Below are 17,843 nucleotides of genomic sequence, written 5' to 3' on the forward strand. Positions count from 1 at the left end.
CCGATGGGCATTCTTGCTCCGAACAAGGCACGGCGGCCCATGGCTGCCCCGGCGCGCCGCACGGCGCCGCCGACGCTGATGTTCGGGATCGGTGCGCCGAAATGTGGGACTACCTGGCTGCATGACTATCTGGCAGGCCACCCGGATTGTCACTTTCGCGCGTTCAAGGAACTGCACTATTTCGATACGTTGCAGGAAGGCAAGTTCGACTGGCTGCTGGACATCCTGCATTCCGTGATCGAGCGTCGGACGGCGGCGCTGGCCGATGCCTCGCCCAAGCGGCGGGCAGAACTGACGGACGAGATCATAGATGTCCGGGATTATCTGGCCCTGATGAACCAGCGCAAGGATGATCGATTCGGCTATTCGCGCTATCTGGTTCAGGGCGTTGGCCTAAAAAAACTGGTGGGGGATATTACCCCCAACTATGCGCTGATTCCGGTCAAGGTACTGGCCGAAATGGCTGCGATGACCAAGGAAACCCGCTTCGTCTATCTGATGCGCGACCCTGTGGACCGGCTGTGGAGCCATGTGCGCATGGATGTGCGCAACGATCTGAAAGAGGGCGAAAGCTATCTGGAGAAATCGCGTGCCCATCTGGCCGACCTGATGGAAGGCCGCGCCGATGCCAAGGCTTCGGCGTATCGCTTTTCCGACTATAAGGCGGTGATCGAAAAGCTGCGTGCTGCGATTCCGGCCGAAAAGACGCTGATTCTGTTTCAGGAAGACCTGATGACGCCAGCGGGCGTCAAGCGGCTGTGCAACTTTCTGGGCATCAAGTATGTCGCGGGCGATTTCGGCAAGGAAATCAACGCAGGGCTCCCCGCCGATCTGCCCGAAGAAGACCGCGCGGCGATGCGTCGTGCCTTGCGCCCGCAATACGAATTCGTGGCGCAGAATTTTCCCAATCTGCCAGAAAGCTGGCAACAAACCATGAGCGAGGGCTTCGCATGATGGACGGCGACATTCGTCAGAACAGCTATGACGACGGCTCGCAGGATTCGCTGACGGGCGAACAGCGCATCCGAAACTTCAACATCAACTTTGGCCCGCAACACCCTGCGGCGCACGGCGTTTTGCGCCTTGTCCTGGAGTTGGACGGCGAGATTGTTGAGCGTTGTGACCCCCATATCGGCCTGCTGCACCGTGGCACCGAAAAGCTGATGGAATCACGGACTTACCTGCAAAACCTGCCCTATTTCGACCGGCTGGATTATGTGGCCCCGATGAACCAGGAACACGCCTGGTGTCTGGCGATCGAACGCCTGACTGGCACCGTCGTGCCGCGTCGCGCGTCGCTGATCCGGGTGCTGTATTCGGAAATCGGCCGCATCCTGAACCACCTGCTGAACGTCACCACCCAAGCCATGGACGTGGGCGCACTGACCCCGCCGCTGTGGGGGTTCGAGGAACGCGAAAAGCTGATGGTGTTCTATGAGCGGGCCTGCGGCGCGCGACTGCACGCCGCCTATTTCCGCCCCGGTGGTGTGCATCAGGATCTGCCGCCCGCGCTGCTGGACGATATCGACGCCTGGGCCGACCAGTTCCCTAAAACCGTGGCCGACCTGCATGGTCTGCTGACGGAAAACCGCATCTTCAAGCAGCGCAATGCCGATATCGGGATTGTCAGCGAGAAGGACATTCAGGACTGGGGCTATTCCGGCGTCATGGTGCGCGGGTCGGGCTTTGCCTGGGATTTGCGCCGCAGCCAGCCCTATGAATGCTATGACGAGTTCGACTTCAAGATTCCGGTCGGCAAGAACGGCGACTGCTATGATCGCTACCTCTGCCGCATGGCCGAGATGGACGAGAGCCTGAAGATCATCAAGCAAGCGCTGGCCAAACTGCGCGAACCGGCGGCCCAGACCGATGTGATGGCGCGCGGCAAGCTGTCACCACCCAAACGCGGTGAGATGAAGCGCTCGATGGAAGCGCTGATCCATCATTTCAAACTGTATACCGAGGGTTTCCACGTTCCGGCGGGCGAGGTTTACGCCGCGGTCGAGGCGCCCAAGGGCGAATTCGGTGTTTATCTGAAAGCTGATGGCACCAACAAACCCTACCGCGCCAAAATCCGCGCGCCGGGCTACATGCACCTGCAATCCATGGACTACATCTGCAAGGGCCACCAGCTTGCAGACGTTTCCGCCATCATCGGCACGATGGACATCGTGTTCGGGGAGGTTGACCGTTAATGCTGCGCCGTCTGCACAAAGACCAGCCTGCGTCCTTTGAATTCACCCCGGCGAACCTTGCCTGGGCGAAGGGCCAGATTTCCAAATACCCCGAGGGCCGTCAGGCATCGGCGGTTATCCCGCTGTTGTGGCGCGCGCAGGAACAGCATGGCTGGCTCACCCGCCCGGCGATTGAATATGTCGCCGACATGCTGGGCATGGCCTATATCCGTGCGCTGGAAGTGGCGACCTTCTACTTTATGTTCCAGTTGCAACCCGTTGGGTCCGTTGCCCATATCCAGATTTGCGGCACGACAAGCTGCATGATCTGCGGCGCGGAAGAGCTGATCGCGGTCTGTCAGGAGCTGGTGGCGAAAGCCCCGCATCAACTGTCGGTTGATGGCAAGTTTAGTTGGGAAGAGGTCGAATGCCTTGGTGCCTGCACCAACGCGCCCATGGCCCAGATCGGCAAGGATTATTACGAGGATCTGACGGCTGACAAGCTGCGCGCGCTGATCGGGCGGTTCTCGAACGGTGAGGTGCCGGTGGCCGGGCCGCAGAACGGGCGCTATGCCGCCGAGCCGCTGTCGGGCCTGACCACGCTGCAAGAGTTTGAATCGGGCAAGAAGCAATACAATGCCAGCGCCCAATTGGCGGTGGACATTGGCGACAGCGTGAAGCGCATCGACGGTACCGAGGTTCCGCTGACGACGCCCTGGCTGGGCGTGACCGTCAAGGAACCGGCCAAGGCCGCGAAGAAAACCGCTGCCCCGAAGCTCGCCGCTTTGGCAGATGTGCCTGCGGCAGAGCCTGCGGCGGCCGCGAAAGCGCCGGCCAAGGCGAAGCCCGCGCCCAAGGCCGCAACGCCTGCGACCCCTGCCGAACCCGCTTCGGGGTTGGCTGCTGCCTTGGATCACGCGGCCAAGGCGGGTACCAAGCCGGTCGCTCTGGCCGCCGCACGGGATGGCAAGGGTGACGATCTGAAAAAGATCGAAGGCATCGGCCCGGCGCTGGAAAAACTGTGCCATGAGCTTGGCATCTTCCACTTTGACCAGATTGCCCAGTGGGGCGACGCCGAGGTGACCTGGATGGATGGCAACCTGAAAGGGTTCAAGGGCCGGGTCACGCGCGACAAATGGGTGGCGCAGGCGAAACTGATCCTTGAGGTCGGGGTGGAGGAATTCCTGCGCCGCGCCAAGTCTAACGATTACTGAGGGATAGGCCATGGATCACCACGATCATCACGAAGCGGTCGAGGGCCCCTGGGCCGGGGGCTGGCTGGTGGCGCTGGTTGCGGGCCTGTTCGCAGCCCTGCTGGCGCGCGCAATCGGGGCGACCGGCATGTCGGCGGCGATGGCCGTTGGCACGGTGACCTTTCTGGTTTTCGCGGCGCTGCTGGGCAACGGCGGCGTGGAGCTGACTTTGGATGACAGTCATGGCGATGACCATGGCCATGGTCACCACTAGGGGACGGGATTGACCCCCGGCCCGGAACAGATGGCAACCGCCCGACAGGCCCGCACCGCGGGTTTGGTAATGGCGGGAACCATGGTTCTGTGGCTGGGGGCGCAGGTTGTCGGCGGCGAGATGGGGTGGCCCCCAAGGTTCGCGCTGCTGGTGGATCTGCTGGCGCTGGCGGGCTTTATCTGGGCGCTGGCATTGACGTATCGGATCTGGCGCAAGCGCCGGGCGTGAGGGAAGGGGCAAGGAATGCTCAAGGATCAGGACCGCATCTTCACCAACCTGTATGGGATGCACGACCGCACGCTTGCGGGCGCGATGAAGCGCGGGCACTGGGACAACACGGCCGGTCTGCTCGCGCTGGGGCGCGACAAGATCGTTGACATCATCAAGGCCTCGGGTCTGCGGGGCCGGGGCGGGGCGGGCTTTCCGACCGGCATGAAGTGGTCCTTCATGCCCAAGCAATCGGATGGCCGCCCCAGCTATCTGGTGATCAACGCCGACGAATCCGAGCCGGGCACCTGCAAAGACCGCGAGATCATGCGGCACGATCCCCATACGCTGATCGAAGGGGCGCTGATTGCCTCTTTCGCCATGGGGGCGAACAACTGCTACATCTATATCCGCGGCGAATACATTCGGGAGCGCGAGGCCCTGCAAGCCGCGATTGATGAGGCGTACGAGGCCGGTCTGATCGGCAAGAATGCCTGCAAGTCGGGCTATGACTGCGATATCTACCTGCACCACGGCGCAGGCGCCTATATCTGCGGTGAGGAAACCGCCCTGCTGGAAAGCCTTGAGGGCAAAAAGGGCATGCCGCGGATGAAGCCGCCGTTCCCGGCGGGCGCGGGCCTCTACGGTTGTCCCACCACGGTGAACAACGTCGAATCCATCGCGGTGACGCCGACGATCCTGCGGCGCGGGGCCGAGTGGTTTTCCTCCTTTGGCCGTCCGAACAATGCGGGCACCAAGCTGTTCGGCATCTCGGGCCACGTCAACAACCCTTGTGTGGTTGAAGAGGCGATGTCGATTCCGCTGAAAGAGCTGCTCGACCGTCATTGCGGCGGCGTGCGCGGCGGGTGGAAGAACCTGAAAGCGGTCATCCCCGGCGGCTCTTCGGTGCCGATGCTGACGCAGGCGCAATGCGATGATGCGATCATGGATTTCGACTGGCTGCGCGAACAGCGGTCGGGTCTGGGCACGGCGGCGGTGATCGTGATGGATCAGCAGACCGATGTGATCAAGGCGATCTGGCGGCTGTCGAAGTTCTACAAGCACGAAAGCTGTGGCCAATGCACCCCCTGCCGCGAAGGCACCGGCTGGATGATGCGGGTGATGGAGCGTCTGGTGAAGGGCGAGGCCGAGCTGGAAGAGATCGACATGCTGCTGTCGGTCACCAAACAGGTCGAAGGCCACACCATCTGCGCCCTTGGCGATGCGGCGGCCTGGCCGATTCAGGGCCTTGTGCGGGCGTTCCGCAATGAGATTGAGGACCGGATCAAGGCCAAGAAAACCGGCCGTATCTCGGCCGCGCTGGCGGCGGAGTAAGACGATGCGCGCGCCCTTTGCCATGATCTTGCTGGCGGCCCTTGCGGGCTGTGGTGGCAAGGATGACCCGGCGGCCACGGCCAGCCCGGCGGCGGGCGGGTTTGACATCAAGGTGGATGGCGTCGCCTATTCGGCAGAGCTGATGCCCACCGCCACCGGCAGCAGCCTTAAGGTCACGCGCCCCGGCCAACCCATGACCTATGATGAGGGCGCGCTGGCCAAGCAGGTCGGTGGCCAGTTCTGCTCGGGTCGCGGCAAGCGGTTGGCCCCGTGGAGCCTTGGGCAGTTTCAGGGTGACGGCTGGGTATTCGACGGAGGCTGCGCATGAGCCGCTGTTTACCGATACGGGCCGCCTGTCATGGCATATCACGGGGGGTAGCCCCCATGTCCTTGGTTGGAACAACCAAGGAGGTTTCCATGAAACTTGCAGCTTTCGCCCTTGCCGCCACTCTGGTCGCTATGCCCGCCTTGGCCCAGAAGGTGCCGCTGAACCAGAACCAGCACATCACCGACAGCCTTGTGGCGGGCCGGGTGGCGGATGTGATCCGCAACACCTGCTCGTCCATTTCGGGCCGTCTGGTCACCGCCTATTCCAAGCTGGAAGACCTGAAGCAATATGCCATCGGTCAGGGCTATACCGAGGCCGAGGTGAAGGCCTTCCTGAAAGACGGGTCCGAGAAAACCCGCCTGAAGGGTATCGCAGCCGCCTATCTGGCCAAGGCCGGCGCGGTTGAGGGCGATGAGGAAAGCTATTGCAAGGTCGGTCGGGGCGAAATTGCGAACGGCACCCTTGCGGGCAGCCTGCTGAGGTCGTGGAAATGATCGCGCGTCCGGGCCATCACCTTGCCGAGCTGAACGTGGGGCGCCTTCTGGCGCCCACCGACGACCCGCGCGTGGCTGATTTCATGGCCGCGCTGGACAAGGTTAATGGTCTGGGCAAGCGGATGCCCGGCTTTGTCTGGATGATGGAAGGCTCGGGCGAGCCGGGAACGGGGAACACCGAGGCCAAGATCGGCGGCGACGCGCAGTTCGTGTCGAACCTGACGGTTTGGACGGATGTGCAAAGTCTGGAGCACTTCGTCTGGAACACCGTCCATCGTGCGTTTTACGAACGCCGGGCCGAATGGTTTCAGGTTCTGGGAAAGATGCACTTCGTCATGTGGTGGGTGCCGGAAAGGCACAGGCCCACGCTGGATGAGGCGCTGGAGCGGCTGGCCGATTTGCAGGCGAATGGCGATAGCGACCGTGCCTTTGGCTGGTCATACCTGAAAGAAGCGCGGCTGTGGAAGGACCATGGCTGCACACAAGTGGCAGCGGAGTAGGCTGATGACCAACCTCAAGAAAATCAGCATCGACGGCATCGAGGTCGAGGTGGATGGCGCGATGACCATCATCCAGGCGGCTGAGGTTGCCGGGGTGGAGATTCCGCGCTTTTGCTACCATGAGCGGCTGACGATTGCGGGCAACTGCCGGATGTGTCTGGTCGAGGTGCAGGGCGGCCCGCCCAAGCCTGCGGCAAGCTGCGCCATGCAGGTGCGCGATCTGCGGCCCGGCCCGAATGGCGAGGCGCCGGTGGTGAAAACCAAGTCGCCGATGGTGAAAAAGGCCCGCGAGGGCGTGATGGAATTCCTGCTGATCAACCACCCGCTGGATTGCCCGATCTGCGATCAGGGTGGCGAGTGTGATTTGCAAGATCAGGCAATGGCTTATGGCGTAGACTTCAGCCGCTATCGCGAGCCGAAGCGTGCCAGCGATGACCTGAACCTTGGGCCGCTGGTCGCCACCAAGATGACGCGCTGCATTTCCTGCACCCGTTGCGTCCGCTTTACCACCGAGGTCGCCGGGATCACCCAGATGGGCCAGACCGGCCGGGGTGAAGATAGCGAGATCACCAGCTATCTGAACGAAACGCTGGCCTCGAACCTGCAAGGCAATATCATCGATCTGTGCCCGGTTGGTGCGCTGACCTCGAAACCCTATGCCTTTACCGCCCGTCCGTGGGAACTGTCGAAGACGGAATCCATTGATGTGATGGATGCGCTGGGGTCAAACATCCGCATCGACACCAAGGGCCGCGAAGTGATGCGCATTCTGCCGCGCAACCATGACGGCGTGAATGAGGAATGGATCAGCGACAAGACCCGGTTCGTCTGGGATGGTCTGCGCCGCCAACGTCTTGATACGCCGTACATTCGGGAGAATGGCAAGCTGCGCAAGGCAGGCTGGGGAGAGGCGTTGACCGCCGCCGCCGCCGCGATGAAGGGTAAGAAGGTTGCTGCCTTGGTGGGCGATCTGGCCCCGGTCGAGGCGATCTACAGCCTTAAACAGTTGATTGAATCGCTGGGCGGCAGCATCGAATCCCGCACCGACAATGCACGTTTGCCGATTGGCAACCGCAGCGCCTATGTCGGCACGGCGAAGATTGAGGACATCGATACGGCGAAAACCATCCTGCTGATCGGCACCAACCCGCGGCTGGAAGCGCCGGTGCTGAACGCCCGGATTCGCAAGGCCTGGGCCAATGGTGCGCAGGTGGGGCTGATTGGGGAAGCTGCCGATCTGACCTATGAGTATAAACACATGGGCACCGACCGCGCCGCGCTGGTCGATCTGGTTGGCCGGGTGACGGAAAAGCCGAATACGCTTGTCATCGTCGGGCAGGGCGCCCTGAACGAGGCGGATGGCGAGGCGGTTCTGGCGCAGGCCATGGCCTATGTGCAGGGTTCGGGCGCCAAGCTGCTGGTGCTGCATACTGCCGCTTCGCGCGTGGGCGCGATGGATGTAGGTGCGGTGACCGAGGGCGGCCTGGCGGCTGCCACCGACGGGGCCGAGGTGATCTTTAACCTTGGCGCGGATGAGGTCGAAATCGCCGCCAAAGACTCGGGCGGTCCTTTCGTGATCTATCACGGCAGCCACGGCGACCGGGGAGCGAACCGCGCCGACATCATTCTGCCGGGTGCTGCCTATACCGAGGAAAACGGCCTGTTCGTGAACACCGAAGGCCGCCCGCAACTGGCAATGCGGGCCGGGTTTGCGCCCGGAGAGGCCAAGGAAAACTGGGCGATCCTGCGGGCCTTGTCGGCGGAGCTGGGCAAGACGCTGCCGTGGGACAGTCTGGCGCAACTGCGTCAGGCGCTGGTCGCGGCGCATCCGCATCTGGGCGCGATTGATCAGGTGGCCGAGAATGCGTGGCAGCCCTTGGAGTTGCGCGAACCGGGCAAGGCGACCTTCCGCAACGCGGTCAAGGATTTCTACCTGACCAACCCCATCGCGCGGGCCAGTGCGGTGATGGCCGAACTGTCGGCCATGGCCAAGGCCCGCAGCGCAACAGCCCTTGCGGCGGAGTGAGCGATGACCGCACCCCGCCGCCTGACCCTTGGCCTGACCATCGCTTCGGCGCTGCTGTCGGGCTGCGCGGGTCATGCGGGGGCGGGGGCTTCGGCCTCGGCGTCCTACAAGGGAATCGAGACGATCCTTCTGGATGGCGATCTGGTGAATTTCCGCGTCGCCATGACCGGCGGTCGTGGCGCGGTGGATGTTGAGGATTACGCCCGTTGCGCCGCTGCGCAATATGCGCTGATCCGGGGCTATGGATTTGCCCGCCATGTGCGGACGAATGTGAAGAATTCGGGTGGCGTCTGGCGCGGGGATGCGGTTTACACCGTCTCGGCGGCGCTGCCCCAGGGATTGAAAACGATAGATGCCGAGGTGACCGTGCGCGACTGCGGCGCGCAGGGTATTCCGACGGTATAGGACCAGGAAAAGGGTTCGAGGGATGTGGGCTGATTTCTTCCAAACGGGGCTGGGCACGGCGATTTTGATCGCGGCGCAAAGTCTGCTGATCGTTGCCTTCGTGATGCTCAGTCTGCTGTTCCTTGTTTACGGCGACCGCAAGATCTGGGCGGCGGTCCAGATGCGCAAGGGGCCGAACGTGGTGGGGCCGTTCGGTCTGCTGCAATCGGTGGCCGATGCGCTGAAATATGTCGTCAAGGAAATCGTGGTGCCGGCGGGTGTTGACCGCCCGGTGTTCTTCCTCGCGCCGATGCTGTCCTTTGTGCTGGCCATCCTCGCCTGGGCGGTGATCCCGTTCGACAATGGCTGGGTCTTGGCCAACATCAACGTCGCCTTGCTGTTCGTCTTCGCCGTCTCCTCGCTGGAGGTTTACGGCGTGATCATGGGCGGCTGGGCCTCGAACTCGAAATACGCCTTCCTCGGCTCGCTGCGGTCCGCCGCGCAGATGATTTCCTATGAGGTCTCGCTGGGCCTGATCATCATCGGCATCATCATCTCGACCGGCTCGATGAATTTCTCGGCCATCGTCGCGGCGCAGGACGGGGCTTACGGGCTGTTCAACTGGTACTGGCTGCCGCACCTGCCGATGGTGGTGCTGTTCTTCGTCTCGGCCCTTGCCGAAACCAACCGCCCGCCGTTCGACCTGCCAGAGGCGGAATCCGAACTCGTCGCCGGGTTCATGGTGGAATATTCCTCGACGCCTTACCTGCTGTTCATGGCGGGCGAATACATCGCCATCTTCCTGATGTGCGCCTTGATCAGCCTGCTGTTCTTCGGCGGCTGGCTGTCGCCCATCCCCGGCATCGCCGATGGCTGGTGGTGGATGGTGGCAAAGATGTGGGTGTTCTTCTTCATGTTCGCCATGGTGAAGGCCATCGTGCCGCGCTACCGCTATGATCAGTTGATGCGGATCGGCTGGAAGGTGTTCCTGCCGCTGTCCTTGGGCTGGGTCGTGCTGGTGTCGTTCCTTGCGAAATTCGAAGTGCTGGGCGCGTTCTGGGCCCGTTGGGCGATTGGAGGCTGAACATGGCAAACATCGACTGGGGCCGCGCCACCAAGTATTTCCTGATGATGGACTTCCTCAAAGGTTTCGGCCTGGGGATGAAGTATTTCTTCGCGCCGAAGGCGACGCTGAACTATCCGCATGAAAAGGGGCCGCTGTCGCCCCGGTTCCGCGGTGAACATGCGCTGCGCCGCTATCCGAACGGCGAGGAACGCTGCATCGCCTGCAAGCTGTGCGAGGCGGTCTGCCCGGCGCAAGCCATCACCATTGATGCCGAACCGCGCGAAGACGGCAGCCGCCGCACCACGCGTTACGACATCGACATGACCAAGTGCATCTACTGCGGTTTCTGCCAAGAGGCCTGCCCGGTGGATGCCATCGTCGAAGGCCCGAACTTTGAATTTTCGGCCGAAACGCGGGAAGAGCTGTTTTACACCAAGGAAAAGCTCTTGGATAACGGCGCCCGCTGGGAAGCCGAGATTGCCCGCAACCTTGAACTTGACGCGCCGTACCGCTGATGAACGACGCATTCGCCCAGATGATGAAGCAGATGATGGAGCAGGGCCGCGACATGGCGCGCTCTTTCGCGCCGTCGTTCGAAACCGGGGCGATGGGGGGCTTTGAGAAATTCTGGCCCACCATGTCCAAGGACATGATGGAGATGTGGTTCGGCCGCACCTTCAACCGCGACGGGCTGGATGCCAAGACGCGGCTTCTGGTCACCATCGCCGCCCTGACCGTTCTGGGCGCGCAGGCCGAGCCGCAGTTGAAGTTGACCATCCGCCACGCGATGGAGGCCGGGGCCACCAAACGCGAGATCGCCGAGGTGATCTGGCAGATGTCCATGTTCGGCGGCTTGCCCGCCATGCAGAAGGCGCTTGAGATCGCTCAATCCGTCTTCGACGACACCAAGGAGAGTGACGCATGACCGTTGCGGATTATGCCTTTTACGCTTTCGCCATCGTCACGGTGGCCTCGGGCCTTCTGGTCACGCTGGCCCGCAACCCGGTGCATTCGGTGCTGTGGCTGATCCTTGCCTTCCTGTCCTCGGCCGGGCTGTTCGTGCTGCTGGGGGCCGAGTTCGTGGCGATGCTCTTGATCATCGTCTATGTTGGCGCGGTGGCGGTGCTGTTCCTGTTCGTTGTCATGATGCTCGACATCGACTTTGCCGAGCTGAAGGGCGAGATGGCGCGCTATCTGCCCTTGGCCCTGCTGGTCGGCGTGGTGATCCTGATGGAGCTGGCCCTTGGCGTCGGCGCCTGGGTGCAGGCCGATGGCGCGGGCGGGCTGCGGCAGGCGGTCGCCCCGGCGGCGGCGCAGGTGGAAAACACCAAGGCGCTGGGTCTCTTGATCTACGACAAGTATCTCTACCTGTTCCAGACCGCAGGCCTGATCCTGCTGGTCGCCATGATCGGCGCGATCGTGCTGACGCTGCGGCACCGCAAGGACGTGAAGCGCCAGAACGTGCTCGCGCAGATGTGGCGCGATCCGGCCAAGGCGATGGAACTGAAAGACGTGAAACCGGGGCAGGGGCTTTGACCTGCACCTAGGTGCGTGCCAGCACGCGCCCTACGGAATGACGGGACCGCAAGGCCCAAAAGAATGAACCGGGCCAAAGGCCTTGAGGGACGAAAGACATGGTAGGACTTGAACATTACCTGACGGTCGCGGCGGCGTTGTTCGTCATCGGCATCTTCGGCATCTTCGTGAACCGCAAGAATGTCATCGTGATCCTCATGTCGATCGAACTGATGCTTCTGGCGGTGAACATCAACTTCGTCGCCTTTTCCAGCTATCTGGGCGATCTGGTGGGGCAGGTGTTCACCCTGTTCGTCCTGACCGTGGCGGCGGCCGAGGCGGCGATTGGTCTGGCGATCCTTGTGGTGTTCTTCCGCAACCGCGGCACCATCGATGTCGAAGACGTGAATGTGATGAAAGGCTGAACCCGTGGAGAAAATCATCCTCCTCGCGCCCCTTGTCGGGGCCATCATCTGCGGCTTCGGCTGGCGCCTGATCGGCGAGAAGGCCGGGCAGGTCATTGCGACGGGCCTGGTGTTCCTTGGCGCGATCCTGTCGTGGTACATCTTCCTGACCTTCGACGGCACCACGCAGCACATCACCATCCTGCGCTGGATCGAATCCGGCTCGCTGTCGACCGACTGGGGCATCCGGCTTGACCGGCTGACGGCGATCATGCTGGTCGTGGTCAACTCGGTCTCGGCGCTGGTTCACCTTTATTCCTTCGGCTATATGGCCCATGACGACAACTGGACGCATGAAGAGCATTACCGCGCGCGCTTCTTTGCCTATCTGTCGTTCTTCACCTTTTCGATGCTGGCGCTGATCACCAGTGACAATCTGGTCCAGATGTTCTTTGGCTGGGAAGGGGTGGGGGTCGCGTCCTATCTGCTGATCGGGTTCTACTACAAGAAACCCTCGGCCAATGCCGCCGCGATCAAGGCCTTTGTGGTCAACCGTGTGGGCGACTTCGGCTTTGCGCTTGGCATCTTTGGCCTGTTCTACCTGACCGACAGCATCAAGCTGGACGACGTGTTCGCGGCGGCACCCAAGCTGGCCGAGACGAACCTGCATTTCCTGTGGGCCGACTGGAATGCGGCGAACCTGATCGGCGTCTTGCTGTTCATCGGCGCGATGGGAAAATCGGCGCAGCTGTTCCTGCACACCTGGCTGCCCGACGCGATGGAAGGCCCGACGCCGGTTTCCGCGCTGATCCACGCCGCGACCATGGTGACGGCGGGGGTGTTTCTGGTCTGCCGCATGTCGCCGCTGTATGAATACGCGCCCCATGCCACGACCTTCATCACCGTTCTGGGCGCCTGCACCGCGTTCTTTGCCGCGACCGTGGGTCTGGTGCAGAACGACATCAAGCGCGTGATCGCCTATTCGACCTGTTCGCAGCTGGGCTATATGTTCGTGGCCGCCGGTGTGGGCGTTTATCCGGTGGCGATGTTCCACCTGTTCACCCATGCGTTCTTCAAGGCGATGCTGTTCCTTGGGGCCGGTTCGGTCATCCACGCGATGCACCATGAGCAGGACATGCGGAACTATGGCGGCCTGCGGAAGAAAATCCCGCTGACCTTCTGGGCCATGATGATCGGCACGCTGGCCATTACCGGCGTTGGCATTCCGCTGACCCATTTCGGTTTCGCCGGCTTCCTGTCGAAAGACGCGGTGATCGAAAGCGCCTTTGGCGGTAACCAGTTCGCCTTCTGGGCTTTGGTGATCGCGGCCTTCATGACCAGCTTTTACAGCTGGCGCCTGATGTTCCTGACCTTTTACGGCACCCCGCGCGGTGACCAACATGCGCATGACCATGCCCATGAAAGCCCGACCGTCATGCTGATCCCGCTGGGCGTTCTGGCCCTGGGCGCGATGTTTGCCGGCATGATCTGGTATGGCGTGTTCTTTGGCGATGAGGCCAAGATGCGGTCGTGGTTCGCCATGGCCCCGGCCACCGAACATGCGCAGGAACACGGCACCGAATCGGCCGCCGAAGGCACCGCCGCCGACACCACCCATGCGACGACCGAGGCGGCACCTGCCACGGCAGAAGCCGCCCCGGCAGCGACTCCCGAGGCTGCCCCCGCAACCGAAGCCGCCGCAACCGAAACCCACGAGGCCCCCGCCGTCGCCCCCCAAGGCGCCCTGCTGATGCTCGAGGATCGCGCCGCCCTGCACCACGCGCATGAGGCGCCGACCTGGGTGAAGGTGTCCCCCTTCATCGCCATGGTTCTGGGCTTCCTCCTGGCCTTCCGCTTCTACATCCAGCGCCCGGACCTGCCGGGCAAGCTGGCCGCGTCGCAGCGCCCTCTCTACCTGTTCCTCTTGAACAAGTGGTATTTCGACGAGATCTACGACTTCCTCTTCGTCCGCCCGGCGAAATGGCTTGGCCGCTTCCTGTGGCAAAAGGGCGATGGCACGGTGATTGACGGGGCCTTGAACGGCATCGCCATGGGCATCGTGCCGTTCTTCACGCGGTTGGCTGGGCGCGCCCAGTCCGGCTATGTCTTCACCTACGCTTTTGCCATGGTCCTGGGTATCGCTGCCCTGTTGACCTGGATGACCCTCGGGGGGCACTGAACCATGGATAACCTCCTGTCGATCATCACCTTTCTGCCGGCGGTGGCAGCGCTTGTGATGGCGCTGTTCCTGCGGGGCGATGACACCGCGGCGCAGAAGAATGCGAAGTCGCTGGCGCTGTTTGCCACGACCGCGACCTTTCTTGTCTCGCTGCTGCTGCTGGCAGGGTTCGATCCGTCGAACACCAAGATGCAGTTCGTCGAAGATTATAAGTGGATTGCGGGCCTGAACTACCGCATGGGCGTGGACGGCATCTCGATCCTGTTCATCCTGCTGACCACCTTCCTGATGCCGATCACCATCCTGTCGGCCTGGGGCGTGAACACCCGCACCAAAGACTATATGATCGCCTTCCTGATGCTGGAAACCTTGATGCTGGGCGTGTTCTGCGCGCTGGATCTGGTGCTGTTCTACTTCTTCTTCGAGGCCGGTCTGATCCCGATGTTCCTGATCATCGGCATCTGGGGTGGGCAGAACCGGATCTACGCCGCGTTCAAGTTCTTCCTTTACACCTTCCTCGGGTCCGTCCTGATGCTGGTTGCGATGATCGCCATGTATTCCATGGCGGGCACCACCTGCATCGCCGCCTGTGGTGAGGGGGCGACCCAACTGATCGGGTTCCCGTTCCCGTCGGAAACCTTCAGCATCCTGGGCATTTCCATCGTCGGCGGGGTGCAGACGCTGCTGTTCCTCGCGTTCTTCGCCAGCTTTGCGGTGAAAATGCCGATGTGGCCGGTGCATACCTGGTTGCCCGATGCCCACGTTCAGGCGCCGACGGCCGGTTCGGTCATTCTGGCGGCGGTTCTGTTGAAGATGGGGGGCTATGGCTTCCTGCGCTTCAGCCTGCCGATGTTCCCGGTGGGGTCTGCCCATCTGGCCGATTTCGTGTTCTGGCTGTCGGCGATTGCCATCGTCTACACCTCGCTGGTGGCGCTGGCGCAAGAGGATATGAAAAAGCTGATTGCCTATTCCTCGGTGGCCCACATGGGCTATGTCACGATGGGGATTTTCACCGTGAATTCCCAAGGGGTTGATGGCGCGATTTTCCAGATGATCAGCCACGGCTTCATCTCTGGCGCGCTGTTCCTTTGCGTGGGCGTGATCTATGACCGGATGCACACCCGCGACATCGACGCCTATGGTGGTCTTGTGAACCGGATGCCCGCCTATGCGCTGGTGTTCCTGTTCTTTACCATGGCCAACGTGGGTCTGCCGGGCACCTCCGGGTTCATCGGCGAATTCCTGGTGCTGATGGGGATTTTCCAGGTCAACACCTGGGTTGCCGCCGTGGCCACATCGGGTGTGATCCTGTCAGCGGCTTATGCGCTGTATCTTTACCGCCGCGTCGCCTTTGGCGCGCTGATCAAAGAGGCGCTGAAGACCATTCAGGACATGAGCCGCCGCGAACGGGCGCTGTTTGCGCCGCTGGTGGTGATGACGATCCTGCTGGGCGTCTATCCCGCCGCTGTTACCGACATCATCGGCCCCTCGGTCAAGGCGCTGATTTCCGACTATCACGCAGCCGTTCCGGTCACGGAACTGGCCGCGGCGCATGAATAAAGGACGCACTCGATGACTGGTGTTGATCTTCCCATCCTTCTGCCCGAGATCGTCCTGGCGCTTTACGCGATGGCCGCCTTGCTGTTCGCCGTCTACACGGGGAAAGATGCTCTGACCTCGGCGCTGACTTGGACCACGGTGGCGGTGTTCATCGCCATGGCGGCCTTTGTCGGCCTGCGGAATAGCGAGGGCGCGATTGCCTTTGGCGGCCTGTTCATCGACGACGCCTTTGCGCGGTTCGCCAAGGTAACGGTGCTGCTGGCGGCGGCGGGCGTTCTGGCGGTGTCGCAGGAGTATGTGGCGCGCCAAGGGCTTGCGCGGTTTGAATACCCAATTCTGGTGGTTCTGTCGGTCATCGGCATGATGATGATGGTCTCGGCCGGTGACCTGATTGCGCTTTACATGGGGTTGGAGCTGCAATCGCTGGCGCTCTATGTGCTGGCTGCGCTGCGCCGGGATTCCGTGAAATCGACCGAGGCGGGGCTGAAATACTTCGTCCTTGGTGCGTTCTCTTCGGGTCTGCTGCTTTATGGCTCGTCGTTGGTTTACGGCTTTGCCGGAACCACGATGTTCTCGGGCATCCTGTCGGTGGTGGCCACCGGCGTGCCGCTGGGAGTGCTGTTTGGTCTGGTCTTCGTTCTGGCCGGTCTGGCGTTCAAGGTCTCTGCCGCACCCTTTCACATGTGGACGCCCGATGTTTACGAAGGCGCGCCGACCCCGGTGACCGCGTTTTTCGCGACCGCCCCCAAGGTTGCCGCCATGGCGCTGATTGGCCGCGTGGTGCATGACGCCTTTGGTGGCATCACCAGTGACTGGAGCCAGGTTCTGGCCGCCCTTGCCGTGATCTCGATGTTCCTTGGGGCCATTGCCGGGATCGGGCAAAAGGACATCAAGCGCCTGATGGCCTATTCCTCCATCGCGCATATGGGCTTTGCCCTTGTCGGCCTTGCCTCTGGCACGGTTGAAGGGGTGCAGGCCATGCTGATCTATATGGCGATCTATGCGACGATGAACCTGGGCACCTTTGCCTTCATCCTGTCGCTGGAAAAGGACGGCCGCCCGATCACCGAGATTTCCAGCCTGAACCTGTTTGCCCGGCGTGAACCGTTGAAGGCGCTGGCGATGCTGGTGCTGCTGTTCAGCCTTGCGGGTGTGCCGCCGATGCTGGGCTTTTTCGGGAAATTCTATGTCCTGAAAGCCGCCGTTGATGCCGGGATGACCTGGCTGGCATTGGCCGGGGCCGTGGCTTCGGTGATCGGTGCCTTCTACTATCTGCGCATCGTCTACTACATGTATTTCGGGGCCGAGACCGAGGGCGCCAGCAGCCGCATGTCGCCGGTGCAATGGGGTGTGCTGATGGGCGTGGCGGTGATCATGCTGGTTGGCATCATCAACCTTTTTGGCATTGAACCCGCAGCCCTGCATGCCGCCGAGGCGCTTCTTGGCTGACGCATGGCCTGTTGGCCTTGGGCGGCATGTGCTGCCCGAGGTTGATTCCACCAACGCCCATGCCCTGCGTCTGGCCCCTGATCTTCAGGGGCCTGCGTGGTTTCTGGGCCTGAGCCAGACGGCAGGACGGGGCAGGCGGGCGCGCAACTGGTCCAGCCCGCGCGGCAATTTTTACGGCACGCTGTTGCTGCACCCGACCGAACCGGCAGAGCAGGTGGCCCTGCGCAGCTTTGCCGCCGCTTTGGCGCTGCGCGATGCCTTTGTGGCGCTGACCGGTTTGCCCGACAGTTTCCGGCTGAAATGGCCGAATGACGTGCTGCTGAACGGGGGCAAGGTGGCGGGGATATTGCTGGAATCCTCTGGCCTTGGCAGCAAGGTGCAGCATCTGGCGATTGGCATCGGTGTGAACCTGATCACCCATCCCGATGCGGCGATGGTCGAACCCGGTGCCGTGCCGCCCGTGTCACTGCTGTCGGAAACCGGGCTGCGCATCACGCCCGAGGCGTTTCTGGATGCGCTCGCCCCCGCCTATGCCCGGTGGGAGGCGACCTTTACCACCGAAGGCTTCGCCCCCCTGCGCGACGCATGGCTGGCCCATGCCGCCCGGCTGGGCGAGGAGATTCGCGCCCGCACCGGAACGGCCACCCATCATGGTCGGTTTGAAACAATTGATTCACAAGGGAACCTCATCTTGGCCGCAGCCGGGGGCCGCATGGCCATTCCGGCGGCCGAGGTGTTTTTCTGAAAAGGCATAG

At 62.2% G+C, this 17,843-nt stretch carries 20 protein-coding genes; all 20 read left to right on the forward strand.

Annotation, left to right across the window (positions count from 1 at the left end; translation table 11 throughout):
- Positions 1 to 3: 3 nt before the first annotated feature.
- Positions 4 to 954 carry a sulfotransferase gene (locus tag JI744_RS03910; protein ID WP_202658395.1) on the forward strand — a complete coding sequence of 317 codons (951 nt, stop codon included), beginning with the start codon at positions 4 to 6 and terminating at the stop codon, positions 952 to 954.
- Entirely contained in the window at positions 951 to 2,195 is a 1,245-nt protein-coding gene (locus tag JI744_RS03915) for an NADH-quinone oxidoreductase subunit D (protein ID WP_202658396.1), read from the forward strand. Before JI744_RS03910 ends, JI744_RS03915 begins: the two co-directional genes overlap by 4 nt.
- Positions 2,195 to 3,388, forward strand: coding sequence for an NADH-quinone oxidoreductase subunit E (locus tag JI744_RS03920; protein WP_202658397.1), 1,194 nt, complete (start codon positions 2,195 to 2,197; stop codon positions 3,386 to 3,388). The genes JI744_RS03915 and JI744_RS03920 overlap by 1 nt, the downstream gene beginning before the upstream one ends.
- Before the next feature lie 10 nt (positions 3,389 to 3,398).
- Entirely contained in the window at positions 3,399 to 3,641 is a 243-nt protein-coding gene (locus tag JI744_RS03925; protein WP_202658398.1) for a hypothetical protein, read from the forward strand.
- Positions 3,642 to 3,650: 9 nt separating this feature from the next.
- Positions 3,651 to 3,869, forward strand: coding sequence for a DUF5337 domain-containing protein (locus JI744_RS03930; protein ID WP_407927494.1), 219 nt, complete (start codon positions 3,651 to 3,653; stop codon positions 3,867 to 3,869).
- 15 nt (positions 3,870 to 3,884) lie between these two features.
- Positions 3,885 to 5,183: an NADH-quinone oxidoreductase subunit NuoF gene (gene nuoF / locus JI744_RS03935; protein ID WP_202658399.1), complete on the forward strand. Its 1,299-nt coding sequence runs from the start codon at positions 3,885 to 3,887 to the stop codon at positions 5,181 to 5,183.
- Between the two features lie 4 nt (positions 5,184 to 5,187).
- Positions 5,188 to 5,511, forward strand: a complete 324-nt coding sequence (locus tag JI744_RS03940; RefSeq protein ID WP_202658400.1) for a hypothetical protein — start codon at positions 5,188 to 5,190, stop codon at positions 5,509 to 5,511.
- An 89-nt stretch (positions 5,512 to 5,600) separates the two neighbouring features.
- Positions 5,601 to 6,005, forward strand: a complete 405-nt coding sequence (locus tag JI744_RS03945; protein ID WP_202658401.1) for a DUF5333 domain-containing protein — start codon at positions 5,601 to 5,603, stop codon at positions 6,003 to 6,005.
- On the forward strand, positions 6,002 to 6,505 hold the full coding sequence (locus tag JI744_RS03950) for a DUF3291 domain-containing protein (protein ID WP_202658402.1): 504 nt from the start codon (positions 6,002 to 6,004) through the stop codon (positions 6,503 to 6,505). Before JI744_RS03945 ends, JI744_RS03950 begins: the two co-directional genes overlap by 4 nt.
- A 4-nt stretch (positions 6,506 to 6,509) precedes the next feature.
- The gene (gene nuoG, locus JI744_RS03955; RefSeq protein ID WP_202658403.1) at positions 6,510 to 8,531 is read left to right on the forward strand and encodes an NADH-quinone oxidoreductase subunit NuoG; all 2,022 of its coding nucleotides are present in this window, start codon (positions 6,510 to 6,512) and stop codon (positions 8,529 to 8,531) included.
- Between the two features lie 3 nt (positions 8,532 to 8,534).
- The gene (locus JI744_RS03960; RefSeq protein WP_202658404.1) at positions 8,535 to 8,936 is read left to right on the forward strand and encodes a hypothetical protein; all 402 of its coding nucleotides are present in this window, start codon (positions 8,535 to 8,537) and stop codon (positions 8,934 to 8,936) included.
- A 22-nt stretch (positions 8,937 to 8,958) separates the two neighbouring features.
- Positions 8,959 to 9,999, forward strand: coding sequence for an NADH-quinone oxidoreductase subunit NuoH (nuoH, locus tag JI744_RS03965; RefSeq protein ID WP_202658405.1), 1,041 nt, complete (start codon positions 8,959 to 8,961; stop codon positions 9,997 to 9,999).
- Positions 10,000 to 10,001: 2 nt separating this feature from the next.
- Entirely contained in the window at positions 10,002 to 10,496 is a 495-nt protein-coding gene (gene nuoI, locus JI744_RS03970; RefSeq protein ID WP_202658406.1) for an NADH-quinone oxidoreductase subunit NuoI, read from the forward strand.
- Positions 10,496 to 10,906 (forward strand): carboxymuconolactone decarboxylase family protein, encoded by a 411-nt coding sequence (locus tag JI744_RS03975; RefSeq protein ID WP_202658407.1) that lies wholly within the window; start codon positions 10,496 to 10,498, stop codon positions 10,904 to 10,906. The genes nuoI and JI744_RS03975 overlap by 1 nt, the downstream gene beginning before the upstream one ends.
- Positions 10,903 to 11,517: an NADH-quinone oxidoreductase subunit J gene (locus JI744_RS03980; protein ID WP_202658408.1), complete on the forward strand. Its 615-nt coding sequence runs from the start codon at positions 10,903 to 10,905 to the stop codon at positions 11,515 to 11,517. Before JI744_RS03975 ends, JI744_RS03980 begins: the two co-directional genes overlap by 4 nt.
- A 98-nt stretch (positions 11,518 to 11,615) precedes the next feature.
- Positions 11,616 to 11,921, forward strand: coding sequence for an NADH-quinone oxidoreductase subunit NuoK (nuoK, locus tag JI744_RS03985; protein WP_202658409.1), 306 nt, complete (start codon positions 11,616 to 11,618; stop codon positions 11,919 to 11,921).
- Between the two features lie 4 nt (positions 11,922 to 11,925).
- The gene (nuoL, locus tag JI744_RS03990; RefSeq protein WP_202658410.1) at positions 11,926 to 14,079 is read left to right on the forward strand and encodes an NADH-quinone oxidoreductase subunit L; all 2,154 of its coding nucleotides are present in this window, start codon (positions 11,926 to 11,928) and stop codon (positions 14,077 to 14,079) included.
- A 3-nt stretch (positions 14,080 to 14,082) separates the two neighbouring features.
- Positions 14,083 to 15,639: an NADH-quinone oxidoreductase subunit M gene (locus JI744_RS03995; RefSeq protein ID WP_202658411.1), complete on the forward strand. Its 1,557-nt coding sequence runs from the start codon at positions 14,083 to 14,085 to the stop codon at positions 15,637 to 15,639.
- A gap of 12 nt (positions 15,640 to 15,651) precedes the next feature.
- The gene (gene nuoN / locus JI744_RS04000) at positions 15,652 to 17,088 is read left to right on the forward strand and encodes an NADH-quinone oxidoreductase subunit NuoN (RefSeq protein WP_202658412.1); all 1,437 of its coding nucleotides are present in this window, start codon (positions 15,652 to 15,654) and stop codon (positions 17,086 to 17,088) included.
- Positions 17,081 to 17,833 carry a biotin--[acetyl-CoA-carboxylase] ligase gene (locus tag JI744_RS04005; protein ID WP_407927495.1) on the forward strand — a complete coding sequence of 251 codons (753 nt, stop codon included), beginning with the start codon at positions 17,081 to 17,083 and terminating at the stop codon, positions 17,831 to 17,833. The genes nuoN and JI744_RS04005 overlap by 8 nt, the downstream gene beginning before the upstream one ends.
- The last annotated feature ends 10 nt before the right edge of the window (positions 17,834 to 17,843 follow it).

Source organism: Fuscibacter oryzae, assembly GCF_016765795.1.
GTDB classification, from domain to species: Bacteria; Pseudomonadota; Alphaproteobacteria; order Rhodobacterales; family Rhodobacteraceae; genus Fuscibacter; species Fuscibacter oryzae.